General features: G+C 50.4%; 16 protein-coding genes. 5 read left to right on the top strand and 11 right to left on the bottom strand.

Translation table 11 applies throughout. The features are described 5' to 3' along the window. Positions 1–10: 10 nt before the first annotated feature. On the bottom strand, positions 11–1,438 hold the full coding sequence (locus M0L20_RS06435) for a hypothetical protein (RefSeq protein WP_248476192.1): 1,428 nt from the start codon (positions 1,436–1,438) through the stop codon (positions 11–13). Positions 1,439–1,719: 281 nt separating this feature from the next. Here M0L20_RS06435 and carB point away from each other — a divergent pair, with 281 nt between their 5' ends. Beyond that, complete coding sequence (carB, locus tag M0L20_RS06430; protein WP_248476191.1) at positions 1,720–4,596, top strand: carbamoyl-phosphate synthase large subunit; 2,877 nt, start codon at positions 1,720–1,722, stop codon at positions 4,594–4,596. A 91-nt stretch (positions 4,597–4,687) separates the two neighbouring features. Here carB and M0L20_RS06425 read toward each other — a convergent pair whose 3' ends face one another. From M0L20_RS06425 to M0L20_RS06410, 4 genes are all read right to left on the bottom strand, one after another. Next, positions 4,688–6,271 (bottom strand): DUF4394 domain-containing protein, encoded by a 1,584-nt coding sequence (locus tag M0L20_RS06425; RefSeq protein ID WP_232560030.1) that lies wholly within the window; start codon positions 6,269–6,271, stop codon positions 4,688–4,690. A 210-nt stretch (positions 6,272–6,481) separates the two neighbouring features. Further along, entirely contained in the window at positions 6,482–7,180 is a 699-nt protein-coding gene (locus M0L20_RS06420; protein ID WP_232560029.1) for a porin family protein, read from the bottom strand. 163 nt (positions 7,181–7,343) lie between these two features. Then, positions 7,344–7,775 (bottom strand): hypothetical protein, encoded by a 432-nt coding sequence (locus M0L20_RS06415; protein ID WP_248476190.1) that lies wholly within the window; start codon positions 7,773–7,775, stop codon positions 7,344–7,346. Positions 7,776–7,802: 27 nt separating this feature from the next. Then, positions 7,803–8,399: an RNA polymerase sigma factor gene (locus tag M0L20_RS06410; protein WP_232560027.1), complete on the bottom strand. Its 597-nt coding sequence runs from the start codon at positions 8,397–8,399 to the stop codon at positions 7,803–7,805. A gap of 225 nt (positions 8,400–8,624) precedes the next feature. Here M0L20_RS06410 and M0L20_RS06405 point away from each other — a divergent pair, with 225 nt between their 5' ends. After that, a complete protein-coding gene (locus M0L20_RS06405; RefSeq protein WP_248476189.1) occupies positions 8,625–8,921 on the top strand; it encodes a hypothetical protein in 297 nt (98 codons plus the stop codon). A 10-nt stretch (positions 8,922–8,931) separates the two neighbouring features. On the opposite strand, the gene M0L20_RS06400 is transcribed toward M0L20_RS06405, so the two are convergent. Next, positions 8,932–10,524 carry an MFS transporter gene (locus tag M0L20_RS06400; RefSeq protein WP_248476188.1) on the bottom strand — a complete coding sequence of 531 codons (1,593 nt, stop codon included), beginning with the start codon at positions 10,522–10,524 and terminating at the stop codon, positions 8,932–8,934. Between the two features lie 157 nt (positions 10,525–10,681). On the opposite strand from M0L20_RS06400, the gene M0L20_RS06395 reads away from it, so the two are divergent. After that, entirely contained in the window at positions 10,682–11,086 is a 405-nt protein-coding gene (locus M0L20_RS06395) for a hypothetical protein (RefSeq protein ID WP_248476187.1), read from the top strand. Positions 11,087–11,166: 80 nt separating this feature from the next. Here M0L20_RS06395 and M0L20_RS06390 read toward each other — a convergent pair whose 3' ends face one another. The 5 genes from M0L20_RS06390 to M0L20_RS06370 all read right to left on the bottom strand — a co-directional run bounded on the left by M0L20_RS06390 (position 11,167) and on the right by M0L20_RS06370 (position 15,422). Then, positions 11,167–12,384: a DUF748 domain-containing protein gene (locus M0L20_RS06390; protein WP_232560023.1), complete on the bottom strand. Its 1,218-nt coding sequence runs from the start codon at positions 12,382–12,384 to the stop codon at positions 11,167–11,169. Positions 12,385–12,545: 161 nt separating this feature from the next. Next, on the bottom strand, positions 12,546–13,325 hold the full coding sequence (locus M0L20_RS06385) for a pentapeptide repeat-containing protein (RefSeq protein WP_248476186.1): 780 nt from the start codon (positions 13,323–13,325) through the stop codon (positions 12,546–12,548). Positions 13,326–13,499: 174 nt separating this feature from the next. Further along, complete coding sequence (locus M0L20_RS06380) at positions 13,500–13,847, bottom strand: hypothetical protein (RefSeq protein WP_248476185.1); 348 nt, start codon at positions 13,845–13,847, stop codon at positions 13,500–13,502. Between the two features lie 56 nt (positions 13,848–13,903). Next, on the bottom strand, positions 13,904–14,701 hold the full coding sequence (locus M0L20_RS06375) for a PD-(D/E)XK nuclease-like domain-containing protein (RefSeq protein ID WP_248476184.1): 798 nt from the start codon (positions 14,699–14,701) through the stop codon (positions 13,904–13,906). A 73-nt stretch (positions 14,702–14,774) separates the two neighbouring features. Next, on the bottom strand, positions 14,775–15,422 hold the full coding sequence (locus tag M0L20_RS06370; protein WP_232560019.1) for a hypothetical protein: 648 nt from the start codon (positions 15,420–15,422) through the stop codon (positions 14,775–14,777). 244 nt (positions 15,423–15,666) lie between these two features. Here M0L20_RS06370 and M0L20_RS06365 point away from each other — a divergent pair, with 244 nt between their 5' ends. Next, a complete protein-coding gene (locus M0L20_RS06365) occupies positions 15,667–16,029 on the top strand; it encodes an XRE family transcriptional regulator (protein WP_232560018.1) in 363 nt (120 codons plus the stop codon). Positions 16,030–16,084: 55 nt separating this feature from the next. Next, positions 16,085–16,561: a hypothetical protein gene (locus tag M0L20_RS06360; protein WP_232560017.1), complete on the top strand. Its 477-nt coding sequence runs from the start codon at positions 16,085–16,087 to the stop codon at positions 16,559–16,561. The last annotated feature ends 6 nt before the right edge of the window (positions 16,562–16,567 follow it).

The raw sequence follows: 16,567 nt of genomic DNA, 5'->3' as shown, positions 1-16,567 counted from the left end.
CCCAACTTTTTTATTGAACTGGTGTAGCCGTTACGCTACGCAGGCGCATAGCCGACCCTTTTTCGAGGTTGTTTTGTGGATTGAGCAAACAAATCTGATTGATAATACCGCTCCATCCGGCATGCCCGTTCAGCGTAATTTCATACGTTCGAAATTGGCCATCCCCGATAATCGGAAAGTCGATCTGCCGATCCGGGCCGTCCAGGAAATCGTAATCTTCGGGTTTGCGCCAAACCAGCCGAGCCGTAGTTGCCTTTGTGGTAAAAGCGGCCTGTACGTAGATTTTTGGCACGTCGGTGGGCTTCCAGTAAACAAATGGGCTACATACCCGGAAGTTAGCCTTAGTCGTATCTGCGCGCTGCCAACGAACGGTCAATTCATTCTGAATGGGCCAGCCTTTGTCATGAACATTGTAGTAATACCAGCCCTGACGGTCATTGGCAAATTTGAAGTTAGGAACCGTTTCGGGACGGGGCTTGCTGTAGACATACTGTCGAATGTCGGTCAGTGACCCAAGTATCAACGTGTACTCAAACTTATAAACGCCGTTGTAATCGATTTGCATGAACCCATCAGCGTTCATGTAGAAACTAGCAACATCGAACTCCTTCCCGACACGTCCTGAACCAAACCCGTTCGTTTTAAACCGAAATTGATTGGGTTGGTATAAACCAACACCCCGCCCGTCGGCATTGAGCAGCGCCGTCCAGTTTTCGGTAGTATAATGACTGATCATGTCGCGCTCCGACAGCTCGGTAACGGCACCGTTTGTAAAAGGTTGATTGCCCTTGTAAGTGACCATGCGATACCACGGTGCATTAAGGTAAACACAGGGCATTTCCTGCGTACGGGCGTCATACTGATTGGTGTCTGCCCGGTTGACGGTTGTACGGCTGCGTACGTGTACCGTGTTGTCGCGCAACTCAATCCAATGCTCCATAACACAGTCCGCTGGTTCATCGAAAAGGGGCCAGATTAACGGAATGGTCTTAACGTACAGCGTATTTTGTCCCTGCTGATAGCTGACGACCCGCGCCGGGTGATTGTAATAATCGCCCGTTTGAACCGGATTCCAGCCTAGGTTACGCCAGAAATAAACCGGATCTTTTCCGTTCACTGAGTAGGGGTAAGGACCCGCGTAGAGGGATGTTTGCAGTTGTCGTCCCAGGTCATAGTTGTTAACCATGTTCTCTGAACTCCCTGCTTCAGACAGGTAACCAATAGCACCGCCCATGTTCAGGTCAATGGCAAGCTTGACTTTGTCGTTGTTGATAAACAGGCGATTGGGATTGACGGGTTGTGTCTGCGGAGGCTGAGGGTCGGTTGGTGCGGTGGGTGGCGTATAAGGTGCCGTTGCGGGAAAGTCGCGTACGCAGCTGAACGACAGCGCACCAATGAACAGACAGAGAGCCTGTAAGGTAAAGTAAGTTGAGCGCATACATTAAAAACAGATTAATCCAAAGGTAGGTCCGGAGCCCCCATTTTTCAATTATTCTTAGTTACTGACCGATTTATACGCTGTGGTTTAGCCAGTTTCTAAAATTCTCCTTTTCCTTTCGCTCGTAAACCCCTAATTTTGCAGGATTTTTGACCACCCTGCATTGCTTTGGTTGTCAATAAGCCTGCGTTCGTCACTAGTTAACCGTTCATCATCCATTCGGGACCGCCCGATTTGCTCTTGTGGTAAATTCGTCGGTGCGGTTCATTGCCTGCTGAAAAATGCCTAAAAACGCTCAAATCCGCTCGGTTCTTATTATCGGTTCTGGCCCTATCGTTATCGGACAGGCCTGTGAATTTGATTATGCCGGTTCACAAGCGGCCCGTTCCATTCGGGAAGAAGGTATTGAAGTTGCCTTGATTAACTCCAATCCGGCCACAATTATGACTGATCCGATCAACGCCGATCACGTCTATCTGATGCCGCTGGAGAAAAAATCTATCGTCGAAATCCTGAAGAAACATCAGGAAATGGGTCGGCCCATCGACGCTGTCCTGCCGACAATGGGTGGCCAAACAGCATTGAATCTGGCTATCGACTGCGATAAGGCAGGTATTTGGGAAAAATACAGTGTGAAGATTATCGGTGTCGATATCCGCGCCATCGAGACAACGGAAGACCGGGAGAAATTTCGGTTGCTCATGCTTCAGCTGGGCGCGGGTGTGTGCAAAGGCCGCACGGCTCGCTCGTTCCTCGAAGGAAAAGAAATTGCGCAGGAAATCGGCTTCCCGCTGGTTATCCGTCCGTCGTTTACACTTGGCGGTACGGGTGGCGGCTTCGTCAATACCCCCGAAGAGTTTGATAAAGCACTGACCAACGGTCTCCATGCGTCGCCGGTACATGAAGTACTGGTCGAGCAAAGTGTGATGGGCTGGAAAGAGTATGAGCTGGAGTTGCTGCGTGACCACAACGGCAACTTCGTGATTATCTGTTCGATCGAAAACTTCGATCCGATGGGTATTCACACCGGCGACTCGATCACGGTAGCGCCCGCGATGACGCTGCCCGACACGCTTTATCAGCAAATGCGGGATCTGGCTATCCGGGTTATGGGCGGTATCGGACAATTTGCGGGCGGCTGTAACATTCAGTTCTCTGTAAATCCGCAGACTGACGAAATCATCGTCATCGAAGTAAACCCACGGGTAAGCCGTTCGTCGGCTCTGGCTTCGAAAGCGACGGGTTATCCTATCGCCAAGATTTCCGCCAAGATGGCCGTCGGTTATAACCTCGACGAACTGATCAACCCCATTACGGGTACGACCTCGGCCTTCTTCGAGCCAGCAATCGACTATGTGATCGTGAAAGTGCCGCGCTGGAACTTCGACAAGTTTCCGGGTGCCGATCGTTCGCTGGGCTTACAGATGAAGTCGGTCGGTGAGGCTATGGGTATTGGTCGCAACTTCCAAGAGGCTTTGCAAAAAGCCTGTCAGTCGCTGGAGATTCGCCGGAATGGCCTCGGTGCCGACGGTCGCGAACTAGCCGACCGGGAAGCGCTTCGCCAAAGTCTGGCGCATCCGAGCTGGAACCGTCTGTTCCATATTTACGATGCATTTAAAGCCGGAATGTCGTTCCGCACGATTCAGCAGCTGACTAAAATCGATCCCTGGTTCCTACACCAGATCGAGGAGCTGATCGAGCTGGAACGCGAGATGGAACAATACGATCTGGACGATCTGCCGCCTGAATTGCTGCGCATTGCCAAGCAAAAAGGGTATGCCGACCGTCAGCTGGCTCACCTGTTGCAGGTTAGAGAAAGCAAGATTTATGACTACCGTCAGAAGCACAATATCCGTCGCGTGTTCAAATGCGTGGATACCTGCGCAGCTGAGTTCGAAGCCCGTACGCCGTACTACTACTCGACGTTTAACAACCAGTTGCCGATCACGACCGACCGTCCAGAACCCGTTTCGGATCTGCCCGGTAACGAGTCGATTCGGTCGAATCGGAAAAAAATCGTCGTGTTAGGTTCGGGGCCAAACCGTATCGGTCAAGGAATTGAGTTCGATTACTCGTGTGTTCACGGCGTCCTGGCGGCCAAAGAAGCGGGTTACGAAACGATCATGATCAACTGTAACCCTGAAACGGTGTCAACTGATCCCGATATTGCCGACAAACTGTACTTCGAGCCAGTCTTCTGGGAGCACGTTCACGCGATCATCATGCACGAACAGCCAGAAGGCGTGATCGTGCAGCTGGGTGGACAAACGGCACTCAAGATGGCCGAGAAACTGACCCGCTACGGAATCAAAATTATCGGTACAAGCTGGGAAGCGCTTGATCTGGCCGAAGATCGGGGGCATTTCTCGGACATGCTGCGTAAGCTCGACATTCCGTATCCGAAATTCGGAACGGTACGGGAGTCGGAAGCCGCTATTGAGTTGTCGCGAGAGTTAGGCTTTCCGCTGCTGGTTCGTCCAAGCTACGTGTTGGGTGGACAAAATATGAAAATCGTCATCAACGAAAACGAGCTTGAACAGCACGTGATGAAGATTTTAAGCGATATTCCAGACAACAACATTCTGCTCGACCACTTCCTCGAGAATGCCATTGAAGCCGAAGCCGACGCAATCTGCGACGGTGAAGATGTGTACATCATCGGTATCATGGAGCATATCGAACCAGCGGGCATTCACTCGGGCGACTCGTACGCGGTGCTGCCGACGTTCGATCTAAGCGATAATGTGATCCGGCAAATTGAAGAGCACACCAAGAAGATTGCGGTGGCGCTCAAGACGGTTGGTCTGATCAACATTCAGTTCGCCATCAAGGACGAGGTGGTTTACATTATCGAAGCGAACCCACGGGCTAGCCGGACGGTACCGTTTATCTGCAAGGCGTACCAGGAGCCGTACGTAAACTACGCAACGAAGGTGATGCTGGGCGACAAGAAGGTAAAAGACTTCGACTTTAAACCGGTCAAGAAAGGCTACGCCATCAAGATTCCGGTATTCTCGTTCAGCAAGTTCCCGAACGTAAACAAGGAACTCGGCCCCGAAATGAAGTCGACCGGCGAAGGAATCTACTTCATCGATGACCTGACGGACGATTTCTTCCAGAAGATCTACGCTGAACGGAATCTGTATCTAAGCCGGTAGTGCAGGCTAATCTGTAAACAAGAAGTGGTGTCGGTTTTGAGAAACCGACACCACTTCTTGTTTACAGATTAGTTGACGAATGCCTGTTCGTTTAGAAGCCTAAGCCAACGGCCATTGCCCGCGCCAGAAGAGGAAAATCAGCAACCGCAGTGGCCTGTCCTGTTCCCAGGTTTATCTGATATACTTTAGTGACCTGCTGCGCCGAAGAACCCGTCTGCACCTCCGTTCGTAACAGTGCGTAAGCCATATTGCTACTGCCGCCAATATCGAAGCCCGTAGCGCCTTCAATGTTTACGCCCAGTTGTCCTACCGTCACCAGCCCACCATTGTTTGGCGGATCTTGCCGAACGAGACGGTCAAGCTGAGAATCCAAATCGTACAGTACAGTTGAGGTTGCACCCGCAAAGTTGTTAGTATAGGCGGCTGCCGTAATCGCACCATTACCGGAGCCGGAGGTATAGGCTAAAGTTCCATCGATAGCGGCTACTGTTCCGTCATTGGGGTTAAGCCGGAGATTCTGACCAGACGAAGTGACCAGTCGAATGCGGTCAACGGTTGGGTTGAAATCGAAACCAACGTCGGTACCGGTTATTGCTGGTGAGAAAGGTCCCGAACCTACCATTGTTGCTGCTCCACTTGATGTATTGATCGTGTACAGGCGGCTCGTGTTACTGACGGCGTAAAGCTGCCCATTGGCTGGCCGGAAATCGATTCCGTAAATCATGTCGTTCGGTGCCAGACCCGTCAGGGTTTTTGATACGTAGCTGCCTGGAGATGTCGGGTTGAAAGTAATCAGGTTGTTGAACCGATCAATGGCATAAGCGACGGGTTCCGTTGGAATGGCCAGACCAACAATACTCGTTGAGCCGGGCAGATCGCCCAAACGTTCGATGCGACCACTCGTCAGGTTGACCTGATAAAGCCCCTGAGTCGTACCGCTGATCAGCGTAGCGATAGCACTGCCGTCGGGAGCAATGTCGAAGCTGCCCGTACCGGCAATATCAACGCCCAGCGAGCCGACTTCAACCAGGGTGCCGTTGTTTGGCGGGTCCTGCCGGTATAATTTGTCGGTAACGGGGTCAATATCATATAACGTCGTTGTCGTAACACCCGAGCGATTGTTTGTATAAGCCACTCCTGAAACCGCTACGTTGGGTACACCATTGATAGGGCCATCGACAATCATCACGGCACCCGTTTCTGGGTTCAAGCGTAAATTCTGTCCTCGGTTGGTAACTAACCGGATACGGTCAACAGTTGGATTAAAATCGAAGCCTACCACATCCCCGTTGATACCGGGCGAAAACGGTCCTGAACCGAGGGCTGTTGCTGCGCCGTTTGTCAGGTTGATCGCGTAAATCCGGCTTCCATTACTTACCGCATAGAGCTGACCGGTGGCGGGCCGAAAATCAATAGATACTAGTCGTTCATTGTTTAAAATTCCCGTGATGCTGATTGTTCCCATGTTTACGCCAGGGTTCTGCGTGTTTAGCTTTAGCAGCTGATTGTTGTCGGTCAACACGTAGAACATGTAATCAGCGGCCAGACGGGCGTTAGCCGTAGAAGCACTCGCTGGTTCGAGTTGGGTTTGCGTGTCCCGGCAGGCGTTGAGTGTTACAAGGGAGCCAATCGCCAGCGTTCCAAACAGAATGCGGAAAGGTTTGCTATTGAACATAGTAGTAAGGAAAAGTTTTCATAATCGCTTATAACAGCACGAGTTATACGGTGAAGAACCTCAGCTGGATTGGTTTAGATTAAAAAAAGATTAAAATTATATTAAGCGGATGGTGGCAACCCGTACTAACCCCACCCGCTTTATGCTGAAAAGGGCATAAAAAAATCCTCATCGACTGATGAGGATTTTCAAAAGATTTTGTGCGGGCGACTACCGACGGTAGCGGCTCCGGTATTCAGGTCCTACGCCAAAACCGTAGCCCAGCGTCAAGGTGATGGTTGAGTTGTAAACGTTCTGCTGGCCAGTTCCACCCCGGATAGGCTGTCTCGTTATGTCGGCAAGACCAAATGTGTAACGAGCGTCAATCAGGAACCGTTGCCGTTCACCCCATCCCGGAAAATTCAGCTGAAAGCCAGCGAGAAGGCCAAGATCAAGGTTTTTGAACGCAGCGGAATTGTCTACATCAGGCTGAGCAGCACCGTTGGTCTTTTGCTTGACGGTTTGCGCGCTCAGTGGTATCGCTAACGAGGGACCAAAAAATAGGTTTGGTCTAAAATTGCCATCCAGCGTCAAGAAGTACCGCAGCGCCACCGGAATTTCTAAGTAATTGATTCGGTGCTTAAATTCTTCGGGTACACCATTGGTGTTTCCTTCAAATTTGCCCCCACGCTGGGAGTACAACACATCAGCAGAGACACCGAAATGGTTCAGGGAGCTATACATTAGGAAAGCGCCCGCCGTTAGACCCGGCGTTAACTTGAAATTTTGTACGTCGCCCCGTAATGTGGACAAATTCAAGCCAACACGTGGTCCTGCACTAAAACGTTGCTGTGCGTAAGTAGTTGATAAGCAAGTTAAAAGGGCTACGCATGGAATGGCTAGAGAACGTAGCGTAATTGAGCGAAACATAGACTGTAAAATATGTGGTTACGCGGGGTTAACGCTCGGCGTTTCCGAAATGTTTTACTCTACTACCCTACTTCTTATGTTGCGGTTTAACTGTATCGCTCGAACAGCTACCTTTTTTTCAGTACACCTCCACTATTGACAATGGCGATTGAAGGCTCGTTGACTATCCGTTTAATTCATTTTGACGGCCAACAACTTCTATGGGTTGATTCATCGAGCGGGTTGTCTCGATGCGTAAAGTAGTTCTGGGTTTGGTTACGGATTTTGATCTGGCGGGGTGCTTCGCAACAAAAAAGATGAAATAGATGGCCATCGCCAGCATGAACAGGATAGCAGCTGTTGTCGTGGCAATCCACAGGGGCCAGAGCCGCTTTTTGGTCGCCGACTCATGGATACGATCCTGAAGCGCATCCCGCAAACTGGCCAGTTGTTCGGCTGTAGGCGTTGCTGTTTGCTGCATCGCTTCCAGTCCCGCCAGCGCATCGGCGTAGAAAGGATCTTCCAGGAGTATCCGCTCAACCCGGTGCTGTGCCGGACCACTCAGCCGACCGGCCTGATAAGCGCGCAAATCGTCAAAACTCAATTGGTCATTCATAATCATAATGCAGACATGCCGTCCGAGTCATTTGCTCATACAAAGTTTCAGCATTCGACGGCCGTTTTGCAAATAACTTTTCACTTGCTTTAAGTCAAAGCCTGTTATGTCAGCGACTTCGGCATAACTTTTTTGGTTTAAATAAAATAAGGTTAGACACGAACGCTGTTCGGTCGGTAGCGTTTGCAGACAAGCCTCCATGCGGGTCAGATCTTCTTCGAGATCAAGCGTCCGGTTATCCAACTCGTCCGCAATCAGGGCCGTATTGACGTAGTCGTCGGTTTCGGCGTCGGATGCCAGTCCTGTCAGTTGTACCGCTTTGGGAGATGCTTGCTTTTTGCGTAACTGCATCAGGCAGTAGTTTCGGGCAACGCTGTGCAGCCAGGACTGAAACTGTTGCACATCGTGTTTTCGTAGATCCGAGACTAGTTGTTCAAAAAGCTGCATCACGGCGTCTTTCGCTTCCTCTTCGTCGCGCAGGTAGTTGTAGCAAACTGCGTATACCAACTCCATGTGTCGCTCATAGAGTTCGCCCAGAACGGCCAAATTGCCCGTAGCACGGTAAGCGGAAATGTATTCCGCGTCGGTGGTGAGTTTGGGTTTCCGAAACCGTTTTAAAAACATACGTTCCTGCTTACTTACTTTCTAGATGAAGTAACGCATCAAATTCCATAAGAAACCGGTGAATAGACAACGTAGTAACCAGTAATTTTTTACGCTAACGTCAAAACAGCGACTCGATCGAAGCCGTCTTAATAAAGTGACGCAGCGGAACGGTTTCGAATTGATTGTAAGAAATAACCTTCTGTACGTCGCATTCGTTGAGTGTATACACAAATACTCAACGCCATGAAACGGATCGTATGTATTGCCAGCCTGTTTTGCATTGGACTAACGGTCAACGGCTACGCCCAAAGCAATCAGGCCCCAACCATGCAGCAAACAACCTCAACGGAAGACAGCCGACGCGCTAATCCGCCAAAGCCGATGATGAAAACCAACGGCGCTCAGGAGCGGAAAGCGCTGGATAAAGCAATGGATACTGCGTTACCCAAAAACCGGACACGTCCTGATCGCGAGCAACGTCGCTTACGGCCCGATTCACTTCGGCGGGGAGGAGCTACCCGGGTTGATACACTTCGATAGGCGCAACCAACTACCGGACTGGCGCTCTCTGGTGAAGCAGGTGATGAACAACGGGCTGACCGTTGATCAGTGGCTTTATGCTTTGTAGAATGTGGTAATCGTGCTGCGAAAGGTGCTGATGCTGTTGCAAGTGCTCCGCCCACGATCCTACCTGAAACGTTTCAATAAAGTGGCTAGGGTTGCTTAAATCCTGATAAACGTCCCATTCCAAGGCTCCATCCCGTAGACGGGTCCGGCCTATCTGCTGCATAGCCGTCAAAAAATCGTGGTGATTTCTTGTCTCCACCGTGTAATCAATCGTGACAAGTACGGGACCGTCGGAGGGTTGCAGATCGACAATAACTTCCGGGTCGGGCCAGGCCAGAGCAGGCTGATGGTTGATCTCACTGATGGGATGGAGTTTGTAACGATAAGCCAGCAGCGAGCCACCCACGAGTCCAACACCCGCCGTTGCCAGCGTGTAGGATAACGGCAACAGGTGATTGAGAGCCCCCCAGAGAAAGCTGAAGATGGCCATTCCACCCTGAAATACCAGCAGGTAGATAGCCAGCACGCGTGCTTTTACCCAAGTCGGCGCTGAATACTGCGCACTGATGTTAAGCGACGTAAGGACAATAAGCCAGCAAAAGCCCGCGACATACAGCAACGGCATCACCAGATAAGCCTGCGGTAAGAAACCAATTACGGCCAATATGCAGGCGAAACCCAAGCCCCCGGCCAATAATAACGTATCGAGGTTGAACCGCTGCCGAAGCCGCGATAAGAGAAAAACGCCTGTGATCGAACCCGCACCCATCATGCCGAGCAAGGAACCGTAGCCACTGGCCTGAAAGTGAAGCTGCTGCCGGGCGATCAGGGGAAGCAACGCCCAGATGCAACTAGCAAAACTGACAAAAAGCAACGCGTGGGCCAGTACACCGCGCAATGGTTCTGAATACCGGGCGTATCGGATTCCGGCCCCGAGTGCTGACCAGACGTTTCCGCCAACCTGTTTGTTCTCGATAGTTGCGTCGGTACGCCATCGGATCAGCACAATCAACATGTATACCGATGACAGCGCGTTGGTGGCAAACACTGCGTAGTACCCTGTCTGCGCAACCAGGAGTCCGCCGATAGCTGGACCAACGGATCGGGACACGTTCGTAAGCGCCCCGTTCAGCGCAACCGCCGACGGTAAGGCATCACGACCAACGATTTCGGGGGTTAAGGACTGCCAGACGGGATTAAAACTGGCGTTGCCAAGCCCGAGCAGAAACGTGAAAAACAACAAAAAGCTTGGTCCGACGAGGTTGTAATACGTAAGCACCGTCAACGCGATGCCGACAATAATCTGAAAGATAACCGATCCGATGAGCAGACTGCGTTTGTTGAAAAAATCGGCTAGTGTTCCCGCAGGTAGCGCGGCAAAAAGCACCGGCAGGGTAGTGGCGGTCTGCATCAGGGCAACCAGTGTCGATGACGTCGTCAGGTTAGTCATCAGCCACGAACCGCCCGTATTCTGAACCCACGTACCGATATTCGATACCATAGAAGCAATCCATAGCGTTCGAAAAAGCGGGTTTTGTAAAGGCGAACGGGTCTGAACGGGGGCTGAGGCAGTCATAATTGCAAAACGGTATAAATCAATTACCGAAAATTCGCTGTTTTGTTAATCCTTGGCTGCTATCCTCAACAAAGTGTGTCGAAAGAGGCAAATAGACGATGGGTTCAAACAAAATTCCTCGTTATCGAGTCCTTTTGTGACAAACCAGAAAAACGTTATGATTAAGTTAATGATAGGTGCCTTACTGATAACGGCCACAGCTCTGGCCCAGACACCACCACAAACCGGACAAACAAGCTCGCCCAAGCTGGTATCAACCTCGGCAGCGTCGGGTAACAAATCGAACAAGCAAACGGCGGCATCGGCTGGAACGTCCTCCAAATCAACAACAACGAAAAGCGCATCAGCGACCGCCACAGCGGCTGATGCCGCCCGGCGCTCACCGAACAAAAAAATACCAGCGCCGTCAATGAAGGACAACCTGGAGAGCAAAGACAACGCGCTTCCCAGCTACAAGCAAGCGAAAACGGGGGCTGGAAAAGAACGAACACAGCCTAAGTACACGCCACGTCGGACGGCATCCGGTGCCCGGCCCGATACCATGAACAAGCGGAAGCCATAAGAAGCCACAAAAAGAAAAAAGTAGCGCATTTGTCCGACAAATGCGCTACTTTTTTGGCTTGACCAGTAGTTCATAGAAGACTACTTATCTTTCTCGCGCTTTCGTTCTTCGCGCTTTTTCTGACGTGCTTGTTTGCGTTCTTCCCGTTTTTCCTTGCGCTCTTCCTTTCGCTCGGCCCGCACTTTTTTTCGTTCAGCCTTCCGGGCCTCCCGCTTGGCTTTGTAATCGTCTTTAAACGTTTTCAGCGCGTCCTGTAGGGTGACATTGTTGTCGAACTCGCCCCGGAAAGCTTGAATATATGCGTTTCGTAATACGCCGAAGACGGTGGGCCAGATGGGCGTTTCAACGTTTTCGATTGTACCGGTCAGTGGAATACGGGTCGCTACCTGATCGTGCTTCTGATTTTTTAGAATAGCCGTACCAGCCTGCGCAATAAGCTCCGTAAAAAACTTGCCGACCGACCGCCCTTCATGCTCATTGAGCTTGAAGATTTTCATGTTTTTGGTAAGCGGCTTGAGGTAGCCATTGAGCTTGCTGTTGTACATCGCCATCTCACTGTATACACTCAGCGTTCCACGCTCAAAATCGATGTTGGCGTACTCACGGGCGAGTGGATTCAGTTTTACCAACTGCAACTCGTTGAACTTGAGATGGTAATCAAAATCCGGCGTAACTTTCAACAGGTTCATGTCGGCGTTGAACGCCATTGTTCCACCGTAGCCCGGCACGTTACCCGTAGCCACCACCGGCGAGGGAAGCTTTTTGTCTTTATCTTCGACGTTACGGATGTTGCGGATCTCGCCCTGAAATTGTTTGAGGGAAAGGTCGGCGCGGGGCTGGGTAATCAGGCTGGTCAGATTGATTGTCCCATCGATAACGGCAAAGCGGTTGATGTTGATCGGTAACAGCTTTTTCAGATAAGCCGTCCAGTCCACTTCGGCACCGGTCTGACTGCTGGATTCGCTTTCGCTAAAGGCAAAATTGAGTTCTGGCTGGTAACATTCGACCTCACTCACCAACCGCCCCTTAAACAAAGATTTCCATTCAACGGAAAGGTCCGTTTTGGGAATGTACAGAAAGGGTTCTTTAATTTTTCCGTTAATCTTACGGACGCGTAAATCGTCGATTTGGTAAGCGCCCCGGATCAGTTGAATATCGATATCGTCAACATGACCGGTATAGTCGCCCATGTCGGCCAGCGTTTTGTTGACATACCGCAGCACAAAATAAGGCAGTAGGATGCGGGCGATTATGAGGAGGACAACAAGCGCAATCAGAAATTTTGTTGTTCGTTTCAAAACATTGCGTGATTGGTGTAACGTCTTGATAAACGAGTAACCTCACTAATTGGTTAGCGGAATGACGGGTTAATTAAGTAAAAGGTAAACCCGGCAGTTGACCCAATGCGAACGTAAATCCGCTGGTCAATTGCCGGGTTTGGCCGCTCGGTGATGGTGTTTTAGCGTCGGCTTGGTGAGAATTTCCGTCCGTCTAGTGTAGTGTATTTGAAATCAGTCCCTCCTTCGAAACGAGCATCGTCGAAGTTGGTGCCGCGTGGTAAGTGGGTGTATTTGAAATCAGCCATGCGGCTGAACCGAGCTTGTTGGAAGTTGACTCTTTCGTCAAACTTCGTGTATTTAAAGTCAGCGTAATTGTCGAACGCTACCTTCTGGAAAGCAGACGATTCGTTGAAGTTAGCGTATTTAAAATCGGCGTATCCACGGAAGCTAGAGCCACTAAAATCAGCATCATTGTGGAATTTAGCGTATTTGAACAAAGCGATTTCGCGAAAGGTGTTGTCGGTAAAGAGCGCCCGCTGCCCGAAATTTGAGTATTTGAACGTAGCGTCGTCCTCAAACGTGCAATTTTGAACGGTCACGGCTTCCGTAAAATCGGCGTTGTAGACCGTGTTGCTTATGCTGATCACCCGTCGTTCTTCGGATGCGTCAGTGCGGTAAGCGAGAAATTTACCTTTAAAAACGCAGTTTTTGAAAGAGATGGGAGCTTCGACTACGCTCAGATACTCGCGTGATTCGCCTTTCCAGCTACCTTCCCGCACTTCTTTCCGGTTGGCCAAATTCGTGAGGTCGAGGTCGCCGGTGATCGTTGCGTTCTGGTACGAAACGGCTTCTTTTCGATTGATTTTGGCGATGATATCACGGGCATCAACCGTCGTCTGGGCCAGCGTGGGTGCTAATGCGATAAGGAAAAGAAAGGTTGATGTGACTAGTTTTTTCATGGTGCTTCTGCTCGTGTTGTTTGGATAAAGATGCAGACCATGACCGGAAGGTTGCGTGGCTTGTCAAAAATCAGGCGATTATCTTTCGCTACGCTCGACAACTTCGGAAACCTGGCAAAATAAAACCGCCGGAACGAATCCCGGCGGCTGATGTAGACAATAGTAGGGTTGGACTTACTCGAGCCACATGACTTTTTCGTAAGCAATTTCGTAATCCATTTCTTCGAGCGGAGTCAACCCGGCAAAATGACCGGTTTCGTCCGTCCGGATGGCATTCCAGCGGCCCGACGCGTCGCGCAACAAAAGTCGGTAGCCGTAAAGCGGATGAAGCGTGTTGCTATCCGTGCGGTGATCCCAGCCGGTTTGGAGTTCAATCGCAAACGCAATTCGATCCATAACCTCGCTCATCTGGCTGGCCAGGGTGTCTATACTATCCAGTTCCTCGATCCACAGCACTAATCCGTCGGTTCCCCAATCAAAATTGAGCGGACTGGGCGTCAGGGTGATAATAGAAGCGTTCATAACAGTTGATTAGTTTGGGTTCATAGAATCCAATAGATACAGAAACTACGAACCTGCTATGCACTTATACTCCAGGATGGGGACGGGGCTAACGACTGGCTGGTTTCGCGCTCTTCGCGCCACTTGCGGAGCCAGAAGCGATACTTTTTACGGCCATAATCCATAAATCCGGGAATAGACGTGGCATCGATGGCAAACAGCCGATGAGGCCGTTGTTTCATCACGCCGATAAACACGAACTTGAACTGCCGGGTAGAAGCCCACTCGGCACCGTCGGCGTGCCGCAGGCTATCCACGTAAAAGGCGGCCTGCCGGTCGTAATCGTAGGTATAGCACGATTCCAGAAATTGAGCCTGCGTACGAGCCGAGGTCGTTTTTATGTCAACGATCAGCGCGTTCCGGCGTTTGGGACTTGTATACACCATATCCAGCCGCGCCTTGCAAGCAACCCCGGTAGTCGGCTCGGTAAAAAGCACGACTCGTTCGCGCTCGGACTGGCGCAGGTAGCGCCGACAAAAAGCATCCTGCCTGATGGTCCGCATCAGCGTGTGGAGCTGCTCGGTTTGAGCCGGAGCCAAGGCGTCCTGAGTTGCGGTCAATGAATCCGCCATGTCCGGGAGCAGTTGCCCGATAACCGTACCGACCGTTTCGGGTTCCAGTAGGTGTTGGTGAAAGGCTCGCCCGAACGCTTTTGTTTTTTCGGGAATAAATCGCGCCGACGGAACCGACCAGTAACCCAAATGCTCTTCTTTGAGCCGCGTCAGGTCTGAATTCGATACACGCGTCAGCGCCCGATAATCATCACCAGGACTGAGCAGTCGCTGGTGACTATGTATCAATTGTTGAGAAGTCATGCGGAAATGGAGTGGTTTGTTGAGTAAGACCCCCGATAAACATTTCATCGAGGGTCACTTTAGGCTACCAATCTTACAATTGTCCGGCTGACAACAGCTCTGGCTCTTCAGTAAGGTTTGCAAACGGGTTGTAATAATTCATCGCCGTTTTGATGTTGGCAATGTCGGTCAGCGTTTCCTGACGGAAGATTTTTACCTCCTGCGCAAACTGTTTCAATTGCGTCGTTTTCTCAACGTCACCCATCTTATAGGAGAAAGTCGAAATGTAGTAGACGCCTTTTGGCTGAATCTTATTATTCTCTTTCTTTTCGGCCACAGCTGTAATTACGACATCGGCCAAGGTCAGATCGTCGTAATAGAGTGGTTCGATAAGCCGGAAAATGTTATCGACTGAGTAGCCATGGAAAAGAATGGCTGATACACAGTTTTTATCGTCGATAAAAAAAAGCTCCGCCCAGTTCTTGGTACCCATGTTGAGGATATTATCCGTGAAGATGCGCCAGGCGATGGGTTGAAACGTTAAGGTACGCCCCAATTTCTCGCTTCCGTTGATGTTGAACACACCTTCTTTCGCATCGAAGCGGTACTGGCGCGGGTGTCCTTCCAGATATTTGTACCGGCGGACAGGCCCATTATTCACGACTTCATTTGTGATTTCCTGAATAATGGAAGCATTACCGCTTTGAATTGTCTCGATTTGGCTTTTGTTTTGTGTGTTCATTAGTATTTGTTGTTTACTGTTCAAGCAGGGGGCCCATGTTGCGGTCCCTTTTGCCTTTTTAAGGGTCGTGTTTACTGACTTAAAGTTACACAGTTTTGCGTAAAAACCAAACCCATTTTGTAAGTATTTTGTAAGGGTTAAAAACGCGTATTTTAGCCTTTTTAAGCCTTGTTTTTAGCGCTTGCTTCGACTTGGTTGTTGAGCGGGTTTTTTACATACCTTTATGTAAAGTCTGGCTTTTTCTATGACCATTCATCTTCGTTTACAGCAGCTAATCGACGCGCTGGACATCAGCGTTCTCGAATTTGCCCGGCAACTGGGTGAGCATCGTGGCGAAAAAGTATACCACATTTTGCACGGTCGCCTGAAACCGCGCTACGATACGCTCGAAAAAATACTGATTGCCTATCCACAGGTCAACGGCGACTGGCTGCTGCGGGGTGAAGGCATCATGTTTAAAACCCTTAACTCGCCCTCGGCGGCTGTTACCACGGAGGAACGGTTACGGAATGTTGAGTTTCTGCTTTTTCAACTGAATGAACGGATGGCTTTGTTGCAGCAGACCAACGATCAGCTGATGGCCGAATTAATGGCATTGAAGAAGTAACCTTGCCAAACAACCCGCCCCTGTTTAGGGTTATAGGTTGAAAACACCTAACGTTATGGCTACGACATCACCATTCGATCCCGATAAAGTTGACCCTGAATTTTATTCGCAAGATCCAAACCAACATGGCGATTCCGATTTCGGTCGTGAATCGGAAGGCGTTGGTACCAATCAGTATAGCAATGCAACGTCCGGAGCCGATATGGAAACGGGCAACATGGAGATGACCCGTGACTCTCGTGAAAGCAACACGGGCGTGGGTCGCGTAGGCGAACCGAAAGGCGAAGAATACGGTACCCACCAGGAATGGGACGTAGAACCCGGTTCGGTAAACGATTCAGGCCAGCCCAAAGGTCGCATGATGAGCGATGAGGCTGCGGCAAAACTAAGTGAAGTTGCCGAAAACCCATCTGACGACGCCTTGTTCCATCGGTCTGATGCGACTTACCTTGAAGAAGGAGACAATCCGAACGAAGGGTACGATCCGCACAATGTTGGGTACGACGGTAAGGACAAATCGAATTCACAATAGAACATA

This window comes from Spirosoma liriopis (assembly GCF_023196085.1).
GTDB classification, from domain to species: domain Bacteria; phylum Bacteroidota; class Bacteroidia; order Cytophagales; family Spirosomataceae; genus Spirosoma; species Spirosoma oryzicola.
The sequence above is the reverse complement of the archived record's forward strand: the minus strand, read 5'-3'. Positions and strand labels throughout refer to the sequence as shown.

Bases quoted from the DNA above. Each gene is read 5' to 3' on its own strand.
- M0L20_RS06435 (WP_248476192.1), bottom strand. From the start codon at position 1,438: ATGCGCTCAACTTACTTTACCTTACAGGCTCTCTGTCTGTTCATTGGT.
- M0L20_RS06375 (WP_248476184.1), bottom strand. From the start codon at position 14,701: ATGACTTCTCAACAATTGATACATAGTCACCAGCGACTGCTCAGTCCT.
- M0L20_RS06425 (WP_232560030.1), bottom strand. From the start codon at position 6,271: ATGTTCAATAGCAAACCTTTCCGCATTCTGTTTGGAACGCTGGCGATT.
- M0L20_RS06410 (WP_232560027.1), bottom strand. From the start codon at position 8,399: ATGTTTTTAAAACGGTTTCGGAAACCCAAACTCACCACCGACGCGGAA.
- M0L20_RS06395 (WP_248476187.1), top strand. From the start codon at position 10,682: ATGATTAAGTTAATGATAGGTGCCTTACTGATAACGGCCACAGCTCTG.
- M0L20_RS06365 (WP_232560018.1), top strand. From the start codon at position 15,667: ATGACCATTCATCTTCGTTTACAGCAGCTAATCGACGCGCTGGACATC.
- M0L20_RS06385 (WP_248476186.1), bottom strand. From the start codon at position 13,325: ATGAAAAAACTAGTCACATCAACCTTTCTTTTCCTTATCGCATTAGCA.
- M0L20_RS06360 (WP_232560017.1), top strand. From the start codon at position 16,085: ATGGCTACGACATCACCATTCGATCCCGATAAAGTTGACCCTGAATTT.
- carB (WP_248476191.1), top strand. From the start codon at position 1,720: ATGCCTAAAAACGCTCAAATCCGCTCGGTTCTTATTATCGGTTCTGGC.
- M0L20_RS06420 (WP_232560029.1), bottom strand. From the start codon at position 7,180: ATGTTTCGCTCAATTACGCTACGTTCTCTAGCCATTCCATGCGTAGCC.
- M0L20_RS06380 (WP_248476185.1), bottom strand. From the start codon at position 13,847: ATGAACGCTTCTATTATCACCCTGACGCCCAGTCCGCTCAATTTTGAT.
- M0L20_RS06400 (WP_248476188.1), bottom strand. From the start codon at position 10,524: ATGACTGCCTCAGCCCCCGTTCAGACCCGTTCGCCTTTACAAAACCCG.
- M0L20_RS06415 (WP_248476190.1), bottom strand. From the start codon at position 7,775: ATGAATGACCAATTGAGTTTTGACGATTTGCGCGCTTATCAGGCCGGT.
- M0L20_RS06370 (WP_232560019.1), bottom strand. From the start codon at position 15,422: ATGAACACACAAAACAAAAGCCAAATCGAGACAATTCAAAGCGGTAAT.
- M0L20_RS06405 (WP_248476189.1), top strand. From the start codon at position 8,625: ATGAAACGGATCGTATGTATTGCCAGCCTGTTTTGCATTGGACTAACG.